Source organism: Streptomyces sclerotialus (assembly GCF_040907265.1).
GTDB lineage: Bacteria > Actinomycetota > Actinomycetes > Streptomycetales > Streptomycetaceae > Streptomyces > Streptomyces sclerotialus.
On sequence record NZ_JBFOHP010000002.1, the window covers coordinates 3,541,896 to 3,560,281 of the forward strand.

Below are 18,386 nucleotides of genomic sequence, written 5' to 3' on the forward strand. Positions count from 1 at the left end.
GTCCGGTGGACCGGGGCTCCCGTCGTGCTGCTGTCCGGGCGTCTCAGCCGCGCCACTCCCGGGCCCGCAGCGGCATGCCGGAGGCCCCGCTCTCCGGCGTACGGACCGCGAGGACCTGGTTGACGCCGATGCGGTTGCGCTCGAAGGACAGCGCCGAGGCGGCCATGTAGAGCCGCCAGACGCGGGCCCGGCCCGGCGTCGTCAGGCGTACGGCGCGGTCCCAGTGGCGCTCCAGGTTGGCCACCCACTGGCGCAGCGTCAGCGCGTAGTGCTCGCGGATGGCCTCCACGTCGCGCACCTCGAAGCCGGCGTCCTCCAGCGCCCCGACAGTCTGCCCGACCGGGGCGAGCTCGCCGTCGGGGAAGACGTAGCGGTCGATGAACTCGTCGACGTGGTAGCTGTCCTCGTCGGCGAGCGGGCGGCGGGCGATCTGGTGGTTGAGCAGCCGGCCGCCCGGCTCGAGGAGGCCGTACAGGTCGGCGGCGTACTCGGCGTACCGGGCCCGGCCGACGTGCTCGGCCATGCCGATGGAGGAGATCGCGTCGTACGGGCCGTCCTTGACCAGGCGGTAGTCCTGCACCCGGATCTCGATGCGGTCCGTGAGCCCGGCCTCGGCGACGCGCTTGCGGGCGTACGCGGCCTGTTCCTCGGAGAGGGTGACGCCGACCGCGCTCACGCCGTAGTGCTGGGCAGCGTGCAGCACCATCGAGCCCCAGCCGCAGCCCACGTCCAGCAGCCGCTCGCCCTCCTTGAGGTCCAGCTTGCGGCAGATGAGGTCGAGCTTGTCGCGCTGCGCCTCCTCCAGGGTCGCGTCCGGCTTCTCCCAGTAGGCGCAGGAGTAGACCATGGAGGGGCCGAGGACCAGCTCGTAGAAGTCGTTGCCGACGTCGTAGTGGTGGCTGATGGCCTGCTTGTCACGGCGCAGGGTGTGCAGCGGGCCGTGGGTTTTGGGGGCCTCTTCGGCGGGCGGCCGGGGCGGCAGCGGGGCACCGGCGAGCGAGAGCAGTTCACGGGCCGCGCTGCGGATCTCGGGGCGGGCGAGGGCGCGCAGGACGGCGGCGCGCTGCGGCTTGCCCTGCTCCTCGGGGCCGCGCTCCCAGATCATCTCGGCGAGGCCGTCCAGCGCGGTGTAGAGGTCGCCGTCGACATCGAGGTCACCGGCCACCCAGGCGCGGGCCAGGCCCAGTTCGCCGGGCTTGAAGAGCAGGTGGCGCAGGGCGCGTCGGTTGCGGAAGACGAGGACCGGGGCTCCCGGGGGACCGGACTCGCTGCGGTCCCAGGCCCGGATGCGTACCGGGAGCGGGGCGCCCAGTACCTCCTCAGCGAGCTTGGTGAGCCGTCCAGCGGCGTCGGCCATGTCGCACACCTCCGTATCGACGAGTCGGGGCGAGATAGTTTCACCCACCACGTAAACGCCTGATGGGGCCCGGGTAGTCCCGTTCGTTCGTAAGGGAACAGCAAAGCCCGGTACCGGCGCCATTGTGAATACGCCGAAGGAGCGGCGCCCGGGGAACGCTGTACGCACCGGCGTGCGCACCGGTATGCGGACACGCCGAAGGGCGCCTGCCCCACGGATGGCAGGCGCCCTTCGGCGTGTGCTGCTGCGTTCCCGACCCGGCGTCAGGAGGAACGCGGTCAGCCGGCCTTGGCGGCCGTCTTGTCGTCCTTCTTGTCCTCGGCGGCAGCCGGCTTCGGGGCCGGCTTGGCGGCCTCGTAGAACTCCTCGCGGGGGTTCTCCATCGCGCCGAGCGAGGTGATGTCGCGCTTCTGGAACACGTTGATCGTCCACTCGGCGATCACCCGGACCTTGCGGTTCCAGGTCGGCATCGCCAGACCGTGGTAGCCGCGGTGCATGTACCAGGCGAGACGGCCCTTGAGCTTGATCTTCATCTTGCCCATGACGATCATCGCGACGCCCTTGTGCAGGCCGAGACCGGCCACCGCACCCTTGTTGGCGTGCTTGTACTCCTTCTGCGGGAAGCCCCGCATACCGGAGACCACGTTGTCGCCGAGCACCTTGGCCTGGCGCATCGCGTGCTGGGCGTTCGGCGGGCACCAGGCGTTCTCGTTGCCGTTGGCGCGGCCGACCAGGTCCGGGACCTGGGCGTTGTCGCCCGCGGCCCAGATGTAGTCGGTGCCCTGCACCTGGAGGGTGGCGGCCGTGTCGACGTGACCGCGCGGGCCGAGCGGGAGCCCGAAGCGCGCGAGCGCCGGGTTCGGCTTGACGCCGGCCGTCCAGACGATCGTGTTGGCGTCGACCTCGAGGCCGTTGCTGAGCACCACGTGACCGTCGACGCAGGACGGCATGGTGGTCTTCAGGTAGACCTCGACCCCGCGGGACTCCAGGTGCTCCTTGCCGTACTTGCCGAGCTCGGGACCGACCTCCGGCAGCACCTTGTCCGCGGCGTCGACGAGCACGAAGCGCATGTCCTCGCGCTTCACGTTCTTGTAGAACTTGGCCGCGTCGCGCGCCAGGTCCTCGACCTCGCCGATGGTCTCGGCGCCCGCGAAGCCACCGCCGACGAAGACGAAGGTGAGCGCCTTGCGGCGGATCTCCTCGTCGGTCGTCGACTCGGCCTTGTCGAGCTGCTCGAGCACGTGGTTGCGCAGGCCGATGGCCTCCTCGACGCCCTTCATGCCGATGCCCTGCTCGGCCAGGCCGGGGGTCGGGAAGGTGCGGGAGACCGCGCCCATGGCGATGACCAGGTAGTCGAAGGGCAGCTCGTACGCCTCGCCCACGAGCGGGGCGACCGTGGCGACCTTGCGGTCCTGGTCGATGGTGGTGACGCGGCCGGTGAGAATCTCGGCGCCCGGCACAGCGCGTCGCAGCGGGACGACGACGTTGCGCGGCGAGATGCTGCCGGCGGCGGTCTCGGGGAGGAAGGGCTGGTACGTCATGTACGAGCGCGGGTCGACGACCGTGACGGTCGCCTCGCCGTACCGCATCTTCTTGAGGATGCGGCGTGCCGCGTACAGGCCTACGTACCCACCGCCTACTACGAGGATCCTGGGACGCTCCGTGGTGCTCATGTCATCGAGTATCCACCCCCACTTGGGGGGTGGCTCGTGAGGGCCTTCACAAGCACCGGACAGGGGTCTGCTACACTCCGCGCCTTCGTGATCGACGCCATAGCTCCGCGGGGGAACCACGGTGCCCGGCCGAGCGTTGCACACCCCTCCTCATCAGGGCTGGAGCCCCTTCGTGAGGCTGGACCACGCACCGCATAAGCGAGTCTTTAAGCCCGCCGAAACCGCACATTCCCCGGTGCGCGGCCACATGTGAGCCCCGAAGGGGCGAGTGGCGGGCGACTTGTTGCCCCATCGGGCGCTTTTTTCATGTGAAGAGTTTCACGAACTTTTTCGCCGACACGACGCGAAGGGGCCCCGGAACGCGTCCTCCGCACGCTCCGAGGCCCGTTTCAAGCCCCCTCAGAACCCGCTCAGCGGGCCTCTCAGGCGATGCTCCAGGCGATCCCGTCCAGGATGTCGTGCTCCGAGACGACGACCTCCTGAGCGCCCGTACGCTCCATGATCGAAAGCAGTACGAGGGCACCCGCGGCGATCACGTCCACCCGGCCCGGATGCATGACCGGAATCGCCGCACGCTCGTCGTGCGTGGAGCCGAGCAGCTGCTCGGTGATCTCCCGGACCTTCCCCAGCGGGATCCGCGAGTGATGGATGGCGGCCGAGTCGTACGCGTCCAGGCGCAGCGCGATCCCGGCGATCGTCGTCACCGTCCCCGCGAGTCCGACCAGCGTGTGCGCCTCGGCCAGCGGCACGGCCTCGGCGGCCTGGTCCAGCGCCGCCGCGACGTCCGCCCTTATGGCGGCGATCTGCCCCTCCCCGGGCGGGTCGACGACCTCGCCGTCGTGGACGAGGTGCCGCTCGGTCATCCGGACACAGCCGATGTCGACGGAGCGCGCCGCGCGGACGGAGTCCGACCCGAGCACGAACTCCGTGGAGCCGCCGCCGATGTCGACGACCAGGTACGGCTTCTCCAAGTCGGCGCGGCCCGTCAGCTCCTTCGTCGCGCCCGTGAAGGAGAACTCCGCCTCCTGGTCACCGGTGATCACCTCGGGCTCGACGCCCAGGATGTCCGCCACGCCGCGGACGAAGTCGTCCCGGTTCTCCGCGTCACGGGAGGCCGAGGTCGCCACGAAGCGCACCCGCTCCGCGCCCAGCTCCTCGATCACCGCGGCGTACTCCCGGCAGGCCGCGAAGGTCCGCTCCAGCGCCTCCGGCGCCAGCCGGCCGGTACGGTCCACGCCCTGGCCGAGCCGGACGATCTGCATCCGGCGGTCCAGGTCCTTCAGTTCGCCGGTCTCCGGGTCGAGGTCCGCGACGAGCAGACGGATGGAGTTCGTACCGCAGTCGATGGCGGCGACGCGCTTCACTCGGAGGCTCCCTTGTCCGTGGTGTCCGTGGTGTCCGTGGTCGTGCCGGTGTCCTGGCAGGGGCGCACGCACGGCCCCTTCTTCCACCACTCGGGCAGCATGGCGATGGCCTCGTCGCCCAGCGGGTTCACGCCGGGCCCTGCCGCCAGCGAGTGACCGACCAGCACGTGCAGGCACTTCACGCGGTCCGGCATGCCGCCCGCGCTCGGGAAGCCCGTCAGCTCCTCGATGGCGTCCCGGCGGCGGATGTAGTCCTCGTGCGCCGCGCGGTAGGCGGCGGCCAGCTCGGGGTCGGTGGCCAGCCGCTCGGTCATCTCCTTCATCACGCCGTTCGCCTCGAGCGTGCCGATCGCGGAGGCCGCGCGCGGGCAGGTGAGGTAGTACAGCGTGGGGAAGGGCGTGCCGTCCTCCAGGCGCGGGGCCGTCTCGACGACGTCCGGGTTGCCGCAGGGGCAGCGGTGCGCGATGGCGCGCAGGCCGCGCGGCGGGCGGCCCAGCTGCTCCCGGAACGCCGCGACGTCCGCGTCGGTGGGCTCGGTGGGCTCGGTCTGGGGAGGCGGCGTGTCCATGCAGGCTTCTCTTGTCGTCAGGGTTGTACGGTCGGCCGCCCCATCATCCCCCGGCGGCACGCCCTCGCGCGTCGGCGGAGTCCAGGCCGGACCAGATGGCTTCGTACCACGGGCGCTGCACCGCGCCCGTGGCGGCGCGCGGCCGGCCGGCGCCGGTGCCGTCCACGACGGTGTAGCCGGTCTCGCCGGGCAGGACGTAGTGCAGGTGGCGGCGGGCCTGCTGGCGTACGTACGCCGGGTCCTGCCAGCGCGCCTTCTCCTGGCGGAGCCGCTGCACCGCCTCCCGGGCCGTCTCGGCCTCGCGGCGCTGCTCGGCGATGTCCGAGCGCTGGGAGACGTAGGCCCTTATCGGGTACGCGAGGGCCACGACCAGCGAGCACAGTACGAGCGCGAGCAGCGCGGCGCGGCCGGTGAGCCGGCTGCGCCGCGGGGAGCGGGCACGGTAGACCCGGGCGGCGGCTTGCTCGCCGAGCGCCTTGAGCCGGGTCGCGGTCGAGAACCGTTCACCGGACAATGTGACCTCCCCTGCCTCGCCTCGTACATACGTCCCCGGCAACGGTACGGGACCGCTGCCGGGGACGTACGGAAGCCGAGGCCTTCAGGCCGCCGGGACCTTCGGGCCGCTCAGCCCTCAGGCGCGGGGCTCAGCCCTTGCTGTGCTTACTGGTCAGCAGAGCGGAACCGCGGGAACGCGCTGCGGCCCGCGTAGACCGCCGCGTCGTCGAGGATCTCCTCGATGCGCAGCAGCTGGTTGTACTTGGCGACGCGCTCGGAGCGGGCCGGGGCGCCGGTCTTGATCTGGCCGCAGTTGGTGGCGACGGCCAGGTCGGCGATGGTGACGTCCTCGGTCTCGCCGGAGCGGTGCGACATCATGCACTTGAAGCCGTTGCGCTGGGCCAGCTCGACGGCGTCCAGGGTCTCGGTCAGCGAACCGATCTGGTTGACCTTGACCAGCAGGGCGTTGGCGGAGCCCTCCTCGATGCCGCGGGCCAGGCGCTCGGGGTTGGTCACGAACAGGTCGTCGCCGACCAGCTGGACCTTGGAGCCGATCTTCTCGGTGATGGTCTTCCAGCCGTCCCAGTCGTCCTCGAACAGCGGGTCCTCGATGGAGACCAGCGGGTACGAGGCGACGAGCTCCTCGTAGTACTCGGTCATCTCGGCGGCCGAGCGGGACTTGCCCTCGAACTCGTACGCGCCGTCCTTGTAGAACTCGGAGGCGGCGACGTCGAGCGCCAGCGCGATGTCCTGGCCGGGGGTGTAACCGGCCTCCTTGATGGCCTCCAGGATGAGGTCGAGAGCCTCACGGTTGGAGCCGAGGTTCGGGGCGAAGCCGCCCTCGTCGCCCAGGCCGGTGGCCAGGCCCTTGCTCTTCAGGACCTTCTTGAGGGTGTGGTAGACCTCGGCACCCCAGCGCAGCGCCTCGGAGAAGGACTCCGCGCCGATCGGGGCGATCATGAACTCCTGGATGTCCACGTTGGAGTCGGCGTGCGACCCACCGTTGAGGATGTTCATCATCGGAACGGGCAGCACGTGCGCGTTCGGGCCGCCGAGGTAGCGGAACAGCGGCAGGTCGCTGGCCTCGGACGCGGCGTGCGCGACGGCCAGGGAGACGCCCAGGATCGCGTTGGCGCCCAGGGAGCCCTTGTTGTCGGTGGCGTCCAGGTCGAACATCGCCTGGTCGATGAGGCGCTGCTCGGTGGCGTCGTAGCCGACCAGCTCGGGGCCGATCTGCTCGATGACGGCCAGCACGGCCTTCTCGACGCCCTTGCCGAGGTAACGGTTCGGGTCGCCGTCACGCAGCTCGATGGCCTCGAAGGCGCCGGTGGAGGCGCCCGACGGCACGGCCGCGCGGCCGGTGCTGCCGTCGTCGAGGCCGACCTCGACCTCGACCGTGGGGTTGCCTCGCGAGTCGAGGATCTCGCGAGCTACGACGACGTCGATCGACGGCACGTTGTCTCCTTCGTGGGTTTCTGGAGTTCTGCAGCACGAGCCTAACGGCCTTCGCGCCGTCCGCCTGCCCCTAGCCCCGTGCGTGAGACGAAAAAGGCCCCAAAGGCCCGCAATCCGGGAGGTAAGAACCACTTTTTGTCGCGGACGTATCCGGCAAAACCGGCACTACGCATCTGAGCGGCCTGCCGCCCGGATGGCCCCGCTCACGCAAACGTGAAGCCCCGCCGTGACGCGCTCGGGGGCGTTCGCGTCGCGGCGGGGCGGTCTCACGGGCGGCCGGCAGGCCGACGGGATCAGACCTCGAGCTTCTGGCCCGGGAAGATCAGGTCGGGGTTGCCGCCGACGGTCGACTTGTTGTTCTCGTAGACGGTCTTCCAGTTCTCGCCGTGCGCCTTGGCGATCTTGCCGAGGGTGTCGCCGGACTTCACGGTGTAGTTGCCGTGACCGGCGGCCGGCTTCGGCGCGGCCTGGGGCTGCGTCGTCTGCGGCTTCGGGGCGGCCTGCTGCTTCGGCGCCTCCTGCTGCGGGGCGGCCTGCTGCTTGGGGGCCTCCTGCTGCGGAGCCTGCTGCTGGGCCTGGCCGGAGCCACCGGTGTTCACCTGCGCGGCCGGGCCACCGGCGGTCAGGCCGCCGGCACCGGCGCAGCCCCAGGCACCCGGGCCCTGCATGGCGAGCAGCTTCTCGGCGGTGGCGATCTGCTGGTCCTTGGTGGCCAGGTCGGCACGCGGCGCGTACTTGGTACCGCCGGCGGCGGCCCAGGAGGAGTTCGAGAACTGCAGGCCACCGTAGTAGCCGTTACCGGTGTTGATCGACCAGTTGCCGCCGGACTCGCACTGGGCGACCTTGTCCCAGGTGGCGACCGAGGCCGCGTTGGCGGAACCGGCGGTCATCAGCGGGACGGCCACGGCCGCGCCGGCGACACCGGCGAGCGTGACGGCACGGACGGCCTTCGAGGGGCGGCGGTGCTTGCCCTTGAGCATGTTGTTCTTCCTCACCGACGCCTGCGAGGTGAGCTGTCGGGTTCGGGCTGTGAGTGGCCCGGCCGGATGCGCTGTCCGCACACCCGGCTTCACCCCAAGCCGGCCGCTGCGTTTCCGCGGCGGTACGGCACTTACCTTGGGTCCCCCGCTCCTGCCTACGGCGCTTGCGCGACGGTTGTCCGACCGATCACCGGCAGGATTCGGCGAATGATCGGCGGGCTCACTTGGTGCGAGCGGTGAAGAACGTAAACACACACCCCTCAGCGGTTCAAACCACCCATTCGTAGGACAGTTGACCGGTTTCGAGCCTCGAAACCGCCCGTTTGCGCAGGTCGAACACGGTATGGAAACAACGGACACGGCGGCCGGAAACACCCCGGGACGAGACCCATGTCTCACTTTCCCCAATTGGGCACAACCGGCCCGCACTTAGCCCTTGCGGGGCCCTTGCGGGCCGCCCGTCACTGCTTCAGGTCGAGTCGCTGACCAGGGTGGATGAGGTCCGGGTCGGCCCCTATGACGCCCTCGTTGGCGTCGTACAGACCCGTCCACCCCTCGGTCAGCCCCTGCGCGTCGGCGATCGCGGACAGGCTGTCGCCCGGCCGCACCGTGTACATGCCGTCATCTGCCGGGGTACCGCGGTGCGCCTCACCGCCGCGCGACGCGTGCCGCCCGGCCGGACGCCCGTCCTCTCCCTCGCCGCCCTTGCCGTCGTCCGCGTCACCGCGGTGGCGGCCGGTACCGGGGGCCGAGGCGTCGCCGGAGGGCCGGTCGGCGGGGTCGCCCGCGCGCGGCCCGGCGGTGTCCTCGCCGGAGCCCTCGGCATCCCCGCCGCCCTGGTCCGCGCCGCCGCCGGACGGCGTGGCGGTGGCGTCGCCGGACGGCGAGTTGGTGGCGCCGCCGGAAGGCTCGGACGTGGCATCCCCGGAGGGCTGAGATGTGGCGCTGTCGGACGGCTGTCCCGCGTTGTCACCGCCGTCGTCGCCCGTGCCGGTGGACGGGCTGCCGGACGGGCTGCCGGAGGCGTCGTCGCCCGGCTCCGAGGGCTGCGGCACCGGCGTCTCCGAACCGCCCGGGTCCACGTCGGGTATCAGGCCGTCCACGTCGAGGCCGGCGTTGACGGCGCAGCTGGGCCAGGCGTCCGGGCCGCGGTCGTTCAGGATCGCCTCGGCGACCGCGATCTGCTGGGAGCGGCTGGCGAGGTCCGGACGCTCGGCGTAGGACTCGCCGCCGTAGTCCTTCCACATCTCCAGGGTCAGCTGCAGCCCGCCGTAGAAGCCGTTGCCGGAGTTGGCGCTCCACATGCCGCCGCTCTCGCACATCGCGACGCGGTCCCACGTGGCGGTGTCGGCGGCCTGCGCGCCACCCGCCGCCAGCAGCGGCAGGGCCAGCCCTGCGCCCGTGACGGAGGCCGCCACCAGGAGGGCGGGGGCCTGGCGGGGGCGGCGGTGTCTACCGTTGCCGGAGCGCATGCGGGTGCCTTTCGAGCGGCGGCTTGAGTTGTCGCAGGCAAAGTAGCGGGGGCCTGGTCCGGTCTCAAGCCGGTGTAGCGGAGATCACGTGTAGATCACGCCGCTGACGCCGGGTCAGTTCTGCCCGGCGCCGACCCCCTTGCCGCACCCCGTTACCTGCGGAAATGCCCGTTCTGACGGGGCGTCCGAAGCCCCTCCGGACTACTCGCCACCTGGCGCGTCCCGCTCCTCGTCCGGCGCGCCTTCCGGCGTGAAACGCACCGGCAGCGCCCGCAGTCCGCGCATGATGAGACCGCCGCGCCAGCGCAGCTCGTCCGGATCGGCGGCCAGTTCGAGATCGGGCAGCCGGGTCAGCAGGGTCGCCAGCGCCGTACGGCCTTCGAGGCGGGCGAGCGGCGCGCCCAGGCAGTAGTGGATGCCGTGCCCGTATCCGAGGTGCTGGTTGTCACGGCGCCCGAGGTCCAGGGTGTCCGGTGACGCGAACCGCGCCGGGTCCCGGTCGGCGGCCGCCAGCACCACCAGTACGGGCTCGCCGGCGGCGATCACCTGCCCGCCGATGGCCAGCTCCTCCGTCGCGAACCGCCAGGTCGCCAGCTCCACCGGCCCGTCGTAACGCAGCAGTTCCTCGATCCCGGTCGCGAGCAGTTCCTCGTCGCCCGCGGCCAGCGCCGCCTGCAGCCGCGCCCGCTGTTCCGGGTTGCGCAGCAGCGCGTACGTACCGTTCCCGATCAGGTTGACGGTCGTCTCGAACCCGGCGAACAGCAGGATGAACGCCATCGCCGCCGCTTCGTTCTCGGTGAGGTGCTCGCCGTGGTCCGAGGCCCGGATGAGGGCCGAGATCAGGTCCTCGTCCCCGGTCTCCTCCGCCGCCAGCGACTCCCGCTTGCGGTGGATCAAGTCGGCCAGATACGCACGCATCTTCTTCACGGACCGGGCGACCCCGCCACGCGGTCCCCCGCCGTGCCGGATCATCATCCCGGCCCAGTCCCGGAAGTCGTCCTGGTCCTCGCGCGGCACGCCCAGCAGGTCGCAGATGGCGTAGATGGGGAGCGGGAACGCGAACTCATGGATGAGGTCGGCCTCGCCGCGCGCCGCGAAGCCGTCGATCAGCTGGTCGGTCAGCTCCTGTACGCGCGGCGCGAAGCGCGCCACCGTACGCGGCGTGAACGCCTTGGAGACGAGGCGGCGCAGCCGGGTGTGGTCCGGCGGGTCGATGTTGAGCAGGTGCGTCATCAGGTTGGCGCTGCGCTCGCCGGGGATGCCGACCTTGCCCTTACCGTGCGCGGCCTCACTGTGGTGCTGCGGGTTCTTCGACAGCCGGGGGTCGGCCAGCGCCTCGCGCGCGTCCGCGTACCGGGTGACCAGCCACGCCTCGACCCCGCTGGGCAGCTCCGTCCTGCGCACCGGCGCGTGCTCCCGGAGCCAGGCGTACGCGGGATACGGATCGGCGGCGAACTCCCAGGTGAAGAGTTCAGGGCAGGCGGAAGCGGTGGTGTCGTGCACCCTCCGACCGTAACCGGTCGGCCGCGGGGCCCTCCTGAGAAGCCCCTAGCCCGCCCGTTCCGCCGCCACGATCGCGTCCCGGTACGTACGGGCCGCCGCCCGCAGCGCGGTCTCCGGGTCGGTGCCCTCCTCCTGGGCCCGCGCGGCCAGCGCCAGCAGCTCGTACCCGATGCCCTCGCCGGCCACCGGCACGTCGAGGCCGGCGGTGCGGGCCCGGGAGGCCAGCTTCGCGGCCAGCGCCAGGGCCGGCTGCCCCAGCGGCACGCCCTCCGTCACGGACTCGCGCTGCTTCTCGGCGGCCTTGGTGCGCAGCCAGTGCGCCCTGACGTCCTCCGGCGTCGCGGCCTCCTCGTCACCGAAGACGTGCGGGTGCCGGTGGATCAGCTTGTCGACGATGATGCCCGCGACGTCGTCGACGGAGAACGGCTCGTCCGGGTCGTCCTGCGCGATCCGCGAGTGGAAGACGACCTGGAGCAGTACGTCGCCCAGCTCCTCGGCCAGCGCCTCCCGGTCGCCCTCCTCGATCGCCTCGACCAGCTCGTACATCTCCTCCAGGCCGTACTTCGCCAGATCCTCGTGGGTCCGCACGCCGCTCCACGGGCAGGCGGCCCGGATCTGGTCCATGACCTGTACGAGGTCCAGCAGCCGGGCACCGGGCAGGTCGTACGAACCGGGCAGCAGCTCCAGGTCGGGCATCGCCTCGCGGCCCGACCCGGCGAGCCGGGCGAGCCCGTCGGTCAGCGCGCTCTCCCCGGCGGCCGACGTCAGCACCACGGCCGTACGGCCGCCCGCCACGCAGTAGTCGACCAGCTCACGGGCGGTGGGCTCGGCGGTCTCGGCCGTGATGCCCGCCTCGGCGAGGTACGGCAGCTGCGGGTGGTCGGGGTCGGCGCACAGCACGCGGTCGGCGGCGCGCAGCGTCTGCCACGCGGGCCAGGACAGCAGGCCGGGCGCGACCCGGTGGCTGGTGGTGAGCAGGACCAGGCGGCCGGTGGCGGAAGCGTTCACCCGTCGAACGTAACGCACGGGAGCGGACGGCCGGGCGGCAGGCCGGGCGCACGCCGTGCCTGGTGCCCGGCCGTCCGTCGGATCTGCCGTCCGTCGGATCTGCCGTCCGGCCGCCCCGGTGTCACACCTGCTGCTTCTGCTCCGTACGCACCCACGGAGTCTTCGCCTCGCCGAGCATGACCTGGCTGTCGTTCCACTCGCCGAAGCGCGGGTTCACATCGATACCGAGGTCACGCGAGGTCTTGGCCAGCGCCTGGGCCAGCTTCTGCTGGCCCTGCGGCGTCTGCCGGTTCACGCCCAGCTTCTTCGCGATGCCGTCCATCAGGATCTGGTTACGGGCCATGCCGTCGATCTCGCTCGGCGCGATGGCCTGCTGGAGCGACATCGCCTTCAGCCGCTCGGCGCCGCCGGCCCGCCGCTCGGCGGTGTTCCGCCACTTCTGCACGTCGGACCGGCTGGCCTCGACGCCGGCGTCCTGCGCGTTACGCGCCAGCACCCTGTCGAAGATCATGCTGTTGAGCATGGTCACGCTGAGCCGGCCGGTGTTCTGGATCATCTGTGCGCCCTGCGGGGCGCCCTCCTGGGCCGTACGGACGTTCTTCACCCGCGCCTGGAGCTGCGCCACGGTGATCCGCTCCCCGCCCACGACGGCCGCGGCACCGGGGTGCGCGTCGCTGCCGCAGGCGGACAGGAGCGGGGCCGCCACGACAGCGGCGGCGGAAACGGAGAGCGCAGTCCTACGGCGGAGCATTCGGCCTCCCGGCGAAGATCATGAACGACAGCGGGGGCCTTCAGCACCTCGCGGGCGTCTCAGTCCTGGCGTTGATCGATGGTATGAAGTCCGCGCGGCGCGGACCAGCAATTCGACCAACGATTGCGGCACTTTTGTGTTTCGTACCCTTGCGGCGGGCCGTTGCTCCGCGGCGGTACGGTCCCGCCGCCGGACGGTACGGCCGCTGCTCCGCGGCGGTACGGCCCTACCAGCCCGGGTGGTGCGGCCGTCCGCACGTCCGCTCCACCTGGTGGTACGGCCACCCGCAGGTCCGACCGGATCCTGCGGTTCAGCGGTTCAGCGGTTCAGCGGACGCGGGCCAGCCACTCCAGGGTCCGGCGCACCTCCGCCGGGAAGACATGGTGCGCACCGTGCACCCGCTCCGCGTCGTACAGCAGCCGGGCGAGCGTCTCCTGCGCCGCGCCGCGCTCGCCGAGCGCGAGCAGCAGGTGACCTATGGAACGGCGTATCTCCAGCGGGCGTACGGGGTCGTCGGGCACCGCTTCGAAGTGCGGCAGCAGCGTGCGGTACTCCTCCAGTGCGGCCGCGGCCTCGCCCAGCTGCTCCAGGCACTGGGCCGCCTCGAAGCGGAACTGCAGCGCCTGGCGTGCCGCGCGCGGACCGGCGTCCCGCACGAACTCCTCGGCCAGCAGACGCAGTTCCGGCAGCGCCCTGCGGTACTGCCCGTCGTCCATGAGCGTGGCGGCGTACTGCTTGCGCAGCGTCCGGACGACCGGTGAATGCTCCCCGTGCCGTGCGGCCGCCGCCGGCAGGATGCCGCCGAGTATGTCGACGGCCTGGGTGATCCGCCCATGGTCCAGCAGCCGCTTGACCTCGTCGACGGCAGCGGCGACGTCCACGCTGCCGGCGGGGCCGGGGGCCGCGCCGCTGCCGGAGGGGCCGGGGGCCGGGGTGCGGGGAGCCGCACCGCCGGCCGACGGCGGCATCCGGGGGTCCGTGCCGCCGGTCCCGGCCGACGCCGGTGTACGGGGGACAGCGGCAGCCGGGGCGAACGACACGGCGACGGGCGGGGCAGGTACCGGGGCCGGGGACCGGGAGACGTGCGGGGCGGGGGCGGACGCGGTGGAAGCGAGCGCGGCGGCGGGGACGGGCGCGGAGACGGCGGGTACGGACGCGACGGAGGCAGCAGGCGCGGCCACGGCGGAGGCGGGCGCAACGGATGCGGCCACGGCGGAGGCGGACGTAGCGGGGACGGACGTAGCGGGGACAGGCGGGGCGAGCGGATACGCCGGGACCGAGGCGGCACCCGCGCCGCCTCCGGCGCCCACGCCGTTCGCGGCGGCCGCGGGCCCGGCGGCGGCCGGCCGGGCTGCCCGTCCCGGCCACGGCGCGTGCGGCAGCAGGAAGGGCCGGGTCGGGTCCATCGGCGCGACCGGCCCCTCCCCCCACGCCCGGGCACCCGCTTCCGCTCCCGCTTCCGTCCTCGTGCCCTGCCGCCCCGCTCCCGCTGTGGGAAGGAGGGGCGCCAGTGCCTGGTACACCTCCTGCGCGTCGGCCGGCCGGTGTTCGGGGTCCTTGGCCAGCAGCCGCAGCACCAGCGCCTCCAGCTCCTCCGGCACATCGGCCCGCAACTGCCGCACCGGCACCGGCTGCTCGTACAGATGCCGGTGCAGTACGCCCAGCGCGGTGGATCCGGCGAACGGCACGGACCCGCTGAGCAGTTCGTGCAGCAGCACTCCGAGCGCGTACAGGTCGGTGTACGGGCCGACCGTGCCGCCCATGGCCTGCTCGGGCGCCATGTAGGCAGGGCTGCCGATGGGCGAACCGGTGTGGGTGAGACGGGTGGTGTCGGTGTCCAGCGCCGAGGCGATGCCGAGGTCCAGGACGGTGACCGTGCCGTCCGCCTTGACCATGACATTCCGTGGCTTGAGGTCGCGGTGCACGATCGGTACCGCGTGCACGGACGCCAGCACCGCGCACAGCTGGGCCGCCACGCACACCGCCCAGGTCCAGGGGTACGGGTCGTGCTCGGCGAGGTGGTCGGCCAGGTCGGCCCCCTCGACGTACTGCATGACCAGGAAGAGATCGTCCCCGTCGCTGCCCGCGTCGTGCACGGTGACCAGGCCGGGGTGGTCGACCTGTGCGGTCACCCGGCACTCGCGCGCGAAGCGGTGGCGCAGCTCCTCCGCGTCCGGGGCGCCGGCCATCCGGTCGGGCCGGAGGAGCTTGACGCCGACACGGCGGTCCAGACGGCGGTCGTACGCGATCCACACCTGCCCCATGCCGCCCTGTCCGAGCAGCGCGGAGAGTTCGTACCGCTCGGCGATGACTCTGCCGTTCACCGCCCGTCCTCCTCACGGCGCCGTTCCCCGTCGCTCCGGCGGAGGTAGTCGCTGAGCTCGTCCAGCTCGGCCCGCACCTGCTCGATCCGCTGCGGCTGCGACTGCGGACGTGGCGGGGGCTGAGGCTGGGGCTGGGGCTGGGGCTGGGGCTGCGGTTCGGCTCGGGGCTGGAACTGGGGTTGCGGCTGGGGCCGTACGGGGGCGGCGTACCCGGCCGCCGGGTACGCCGCCCCCGGAGCTCCGTACGAAGGTGCCCTGTCCGTAGGCGCCCTGTACGAAGGGTCCCCGTAGGCCGGGATCCCGTAGGCGGTGGCCCCGTAGGCAGGCACTCCGTATCCGCCGACTCCGTGCGCCGGGACGGTGGTCCGGTTGTGGTCGGCCGGGTAGGCCGCGAGCGAGCGGGCGCGGGCGCGGATGTCGACGACGAGGTAGTACGCGACGGCACCGGCCATCTGAAGGAGGATCAGGACCAGCGCAGCATCACTGCGCCAGTCGCTCTCGGGCACCGAACCGACCACGGCCATCAACGGGATGGTCAGTACCGCGGCCACGCCGAAGATCCACCAGGCGATCGGCCGCCGGTGCACCAGCGCGGCGCGCAGCAACGTCACCCAGGCGAGCATGCCGATGCTGAGCACCGCGATCGCCACGAAGACCACTCGCAGCAGCACGACCGTCCCCGGCTTGAGGGGACGGGTCGGTGGCGGAGCCATGGCAGGGCCGTGCATCGCTGCTCCTGGTCGGTATGGCCGTCGTGGCGGGTTTTTTCGAGCGTATATACCGACACCGACAATGCCGCCGGGGTTGTACGGAACCGCATCGCGGTCCGGTCACAACTCCGCCCCAGGGAACGGGAAGAGGCCGAGCGCCGTTCACGCACTCCCCTGCCCGCCTTCCCCGGACTGCGATCGCGTCCCGGCCCGGGTCCGCGGTCCCGGGCCCGTAACCAACCGGGTGCGGGCTCAGTCCGGGGGTATGGAGCCGTCCGTCAGGCCGTCGTACAGGCCCTGGGTCAGCCGCTCGCCGAGCCGGGCCGAGTCCCGCAGGGCTGCCTCGAAGGCGGCGAGAGCCCGGAAGCGCTCGCCGTACGCGCGCTGCTCGGCGGGGGGCAGCCGGGGCAGTTGGAGGCGGCGGACGTCGAGCCGGGTGGCGGTGGAGGCGTAGCTGCTGGCCTGGCGGTTGTTGGCCGTACCGCGCAGGAAACCGGCCAGGAACCACGGGTCCAGCGCGGCGGGCTCGGGCCGCAGCAGGAAGAGGTTCCGGCCGAGGGCCGCGCCTTCGGTGTCGGGGTCGACGACCCGGGCGATGGCCCCGCCGCCCAGCACGGGCACGACGACGTCGCCCGCCCGCAGCAGGACGGGGTCCTCCGGGGCGTCACCGGCGGCCGGCTCGGGAAGGGTGCCGGAAGGCGGCATGCCGCCGATGACGTCGTGCTCGGTCAGCTGGACGGGCCCCTCTCCGACGGCGGCGGTGCCGGGGCCGCCGGCCCGCAGCAGCAGCGCTCCGGCCCGGGCCAGTTCGCCGACCGTGGTCAGCGGCCAGCGGGCGGGCGCGGCCTTCCCGGCGGGAACGGGGGGCGGGGCGAGCTCGGCCGTACGGTCGAGGGCGGCGGTCAGTTCCTCGTGCGCGCGGGCCAGTTCGGCGGGGCCACCGGCCGCTGCGGGTGGCGGGAGATGCCGGGCGGGGGCGAGGTCGACATCGTCGTCCAGCAGGTCGATGGCGGCCAGCGCACGCCGCACCCCCGGCCGTTCCTCGATGCCGCCTTCGTGGTCGAAGGCCCGCCAGGCGTCCAGGACCGTGGCGCGCACGGTCTGCCAGTCGAGCTTGTCCCGGCCGCCCGGGGCCAGTTCGGCGGTGTCGACGACGAGGAGGTGGGGGGCGGGCGGCGGGGCGCTGTCCGGCCGGTGCAGCACCCAGAGGTGCAGCGGAATGCCGTACGGCGGGGCCGCACCGGCGGGCAGGGCGATGACGGCCCGCAGCGCGCCGCGGCGCAGCAGGTCGGCGCGGATACGGCGGCCGGAGCGGCGGGAGGCGGCGGCGGGCGGCATGAGCAGGACGGCCGTACCGCCGACCTTGAGACGGGCGAGGGCGTGCTGGACCCAGGCGAGCTCCGATTCCGTGCGGGCGGGGAAGCCGTACTCCCAGCGGGGGTCGTAGGCCAGGGTGTCGTGGCCCCAGTTGCGCTCGTTGAACGGCGGGTGCGTGAGGACGGCGTCGACCGCCAGGTCGGGGAAGGCGTCGGCGCGCAGCGTGTCGGCGGCCTGGACCCGGACCTGCGTCTGCGGCGACCGCAGCGCCAGGCGCAGGGCGGTGAGCGCGGCGAGGTCGGCGTCGGCCTCCTGCCCGTACAGCGCGGCGGGCCCCAACGGCGCCCCGCCGCCGCCCGAACCCCCGGGCCCGCCCCGGGACTCGCCCGCGGAGCCCGCCGCACCCCTGTCCGAGACACCCGGAGCGGCCCTTTCGTACGCGCCGCCCCCGGCCTCTTCGTACGCCCCGTCCCCGGCCCCTTCGCACGTGCCGTCGCCGGCGGCTTCGTACGTGCCGTCGCCGGCGGCCGGGTCGCGCGGGGGCTGCAGCAGGGTGCCCGTGCCGGCGGCCGGGTCGAGGACGGTCGTGGCGGGGCCGGCCAGTTCGGCCATGAGGGCGGCGAGGCCGGGCGGGGTGAGGGTGTACTGCCGGGGGTTGGCGTCCAGGTGGCGGCCGAGCAGGAATTCATAGGCCTGCGGAGCGCCTTCGGCGTCCTCGGCGAGCTCGGCGGCCGCCCGCACGAGTGCGCTGGACGGGGCGAGCGCCTCGCGGGTGAGGCCGGTGACGGGGTGGGCGGGGCCGAGCCGGGCGGTGAGGACCGTGTCCAGGGCGGGCGGCAGCAGGCCGGTCAGCTCGGCGTCGTCGCCGGCCCGGGCGAGTCCGCGCCAGACGGCGGGGCGGTCGCGGACGAGGAGGAGGACGGCGCCGACGTGCCGCAGGGCGACGGCGGCACCGGCCGGGTGGCCCATGACCTGCTGCCACACGCGCTCGCGCAGCGGGACCTCGGCGAGCTTGCCCTGGTCGCGCAGCCACCGCTCGACGGCGGTCAGGTCGAAGGCGGGGCTGGCTTCCGTGCCGCCCACGGGCTTGGGGAAGTCGGCGTGCCGACGGCGCCAGTTGCTGACCGCGGCCCGGCCCACGCCGGCCAGGCGCGCGATGCCCGCAGCGGTCACCTCCGCCGCGACCGCGGCCTCCAGCGGGGTCTCCGCCGGGATCTCCGGTGTTGCGTTCTCCGGCACCTGACTGGCTCCCGTCCGATCGCTCCGTCGCGTGCAGTGTCGCCTGTGTCAGCGAGCATACCCACGACTTCGCCACCAACCCCTTCACGGCCGTGAATACACACTTTCCCGTGAATCGTGTTGACTCGGTTCACAGCCTCTGCTGTTATTGAGCCATCGCGCCACCTGC

14 protein-coding genes and 1 riboswitch are annotated in these 18,386 nt (G+C 72.7%); all 14 genes read right to left on the minus strand.

The annotated features are described in order from the left end of the window. Positions 1–43 precede the first annotated feature (43 nt). Complete coding sequence (locus AAC944_RS15635; RefSeq protein WP_030617458.1) at positions 44–1,357, minus strand: class I SAM-dependent methyltransferase; 1,314 nt, start codon at positions 1,355–1,357, stop codon at positions 44–46. A 278-nt stretch (positions 1,358–1,635) separates the two neighbouring features. Continuing rightward, positions 1,636–3,030 (minus strand): NAD(P)/FAD-dependent oxidoreductase, encoded by a 1,395-nt coding sequence (locus AAC944_RS15640; protein ID WP_030617456.1) that lies wholly within the window; start codon positions 3,028–3,030, stop codon positions 1,636–1,638. Between the two features lie 422 nt (positions 3,031–3,452). Further along, positions 3,453–4,394 (minus strand): Ppx/GppA phosphatase family protein, encoded by a 942-nt coding sequence (locus AAC944_RS15645; protein ID WP_030617453.1) that lies wholly within the window; start codon positions 4,392–4,394, stop codon positions 3,453–3,455. After that, on the minus strand, positions 4,391–4,963 hold the full coding sequence (locus tag AAC944_RS15650; protein WP_030617450.1) for a DUF501 domain-containing protein: 573 nt from the start codon (positions 4,961–4,963) through the stop codon (positions 4,391–4,393). The genes AAC944_RS15645 and AAC944_RS15650 overlap by 4 nt, the downstream gene beginning before the upstream one ends. 43 nt (positions 4,964–5,006) lie before the next feature. Continuing rightward, positions 5,007–5,477 (minus strand): FtsB family cell division protein, encoded by a 471-nt coding sequence (locus tag AAC944_RS15655; protein WP_030617447.1) that lies wholly within the window; start codon positions 5,475–5,477, stop codon positions 5,007–5,009. A gap of 146 nt (positions 5,478–5,623) precedes the next feature. Next, positions 5,624–6,913, minus strand: a complete 1,290-nt coding sequence (eno, locus tag AAC944_RS15660) for a phosphopyruvate hydratase (RefSeq protein WP_030617445.1) — start codon at positions 6,911–6,913, stop codon at positions 5,624–5,626. 293 nt (positions 6,914–7,206) lie between these two features. Next, complete coding sequence (locus tag AAC944_RS15665; protein ID WP_030617443.1) at positions 7,207–7,893, minus strand: transglycosylase family protein; 687 nt, start codon at positions 7,891–7,893, stop codon at positions 7,207–7,209. A 3-nt stretch (positions 7,894–7,896) separates the two neighbouring features. Then, positions 7,897–8,066: riboswitch (cyclic di-AMP (ydaO/yuaA leader) on the minus strand. A gap of 288 nt (positions 8,067–8,354) precedes the next feature. Beyond that, positions 8,355–9,365: a transglycosylase family protein gene (locus AAC944_RS15670; protein WP_030617441.1), complete on the minus strand. Its 1,011-nt coding sequence runs from the start codon at positions 9,363–9,365 to the stop codon at positions 8,355–8,357. Between the two features lie 201 nt (positions 9,366–9,566). Further along, positions 9,567–10,868, minus strand: coding sequence for a cytochrome P450 family protein (locus tag AAC944_RS15675; RefSeq protein WP_037772506.1), 1,302 nt, complete (start codon positions 10,866–10,868; stop codon positions 9,567–9,569). 45 nt (positions 10,869–10,913) lie between these two features. Further along, positions 10,914–11,876, minus strand: coding sequence for a nucleoside triphosphate pyrophosphohydrolase (locus AAC944_RS15680; RefSeq protein WP_030617434.1), 963 nt, complete (start codon positions 11,874–11,876; stop codon positions 10,914–10,916). Between the two features lie 121 nt (positions 11,877–11,997). Continuing rightward, complete coding sequence (locus AAC944_RS15685) at positions 11,998–12,627, minus strand: SurA N-terminal domain-containing protein (protein WP_030617431.1); 630 nt, start codon at positions 12,625–12,627, stop codon at positions 11,998–12,000. Positions 12,628–12,953: 326 nt separating this feature from the next. After that, positions 12,954–14,951 (minus strand): serine/threonine-protein kinase, encoded by a 1,998-nt coding sequence (locus tag AAC944_RS15690; protein ID WP_030617427.1) that lies wholly within the window; start codon positions 14,949–14,951, stop codon positions 12,954–12,956. Then, the gene (locus AAC944_RS15695; RefSeq protein ID WP_368397201.1) at positions 14,948–15,664 is read right to left on the minus strand and encodes a hypothetical protein; all 717 of its coding nucleotides are present in this window, start codon (positions 15,662–15,664) and stop codon (positions 14,948–14,950) included. The genes AAC944_RS15690 and AAC944_RS15695 overlap by 4 nt, the downstream gene beginning before the upstream one ends. 249 nt (positions 15,665–15,913) lie before the next feature. Continuing rightward, complete coding sequence (locus AAC944_RS15700) at positions 15,914–18,217, minus strand: HsdM family class I SAM-dependent methyltransferase (protein ID WP_030617421.1); 2,304 nt, start codon at positions 18,215–18,217, stop codon at positions 15,914–15,916. Between the last annotated feature and the right edge of the window lie 169 nt (positions 18,218–18,386).

What these genes read in the sequence shown, in the direction of transcription:
- AAC944_RS15640 (WP_030617456.1), bottom strand. Translation starts at nt 3,030, where the DNA reads ATGAGCACCACGGAGCGTCCCAGGATCCTCGTAGTAGGCGGTGGGTAC.
- AAC944_RS15650 (WP_030617450.1), bottom strand. Translation starts at nt 4,963, where the DNA reads ATGGACACGCCGCCTCCCCAGACCGAGCCCACCGAGCCCACCGACGCG.
- AAC944_RS15685 (WP_030617431.1), bottom strand. Translation starts at nt 12,627, where the DNA reads ATGCTCCGCCGTAGGACTGCGCTCTCCGTTTCCGCCGCCGCTGTCGTG.
- AAC944_RS15695 (WP_368397201.1), bottom strand. Translation starts at nt 15,664, where the DNA reads ATGGCTCCGCCACCGACCCGTCCCCTCAAGCCGGGGACGGTCGTGCTG.
- AAC944_RS15635 (WP_030617458.1), bottom strand. Translation starts at nt 1,357, where the DNA reads ATGGCCGACGCCGCTGGACGGCTCACCAAGCTCGCTGAGGAGGTACTG.
- AAC944_RS15665 (WP_030617443.1), bottom strand. Translation starts at nt 7,893, where the DNA reads ATGCTCAAGGGCAAGCACCGCCGCCCCTCGAAGGCCGTCCGTGCCGTC.
- AAC944_RS15670 (WP_030617441.1), bottom strand. Translation starts at nt 9,365, where the DNA reads ATGCGCTCCGGCAACGGTAGACACCGCCGCCCCCGCCAGGCCCCCGCC.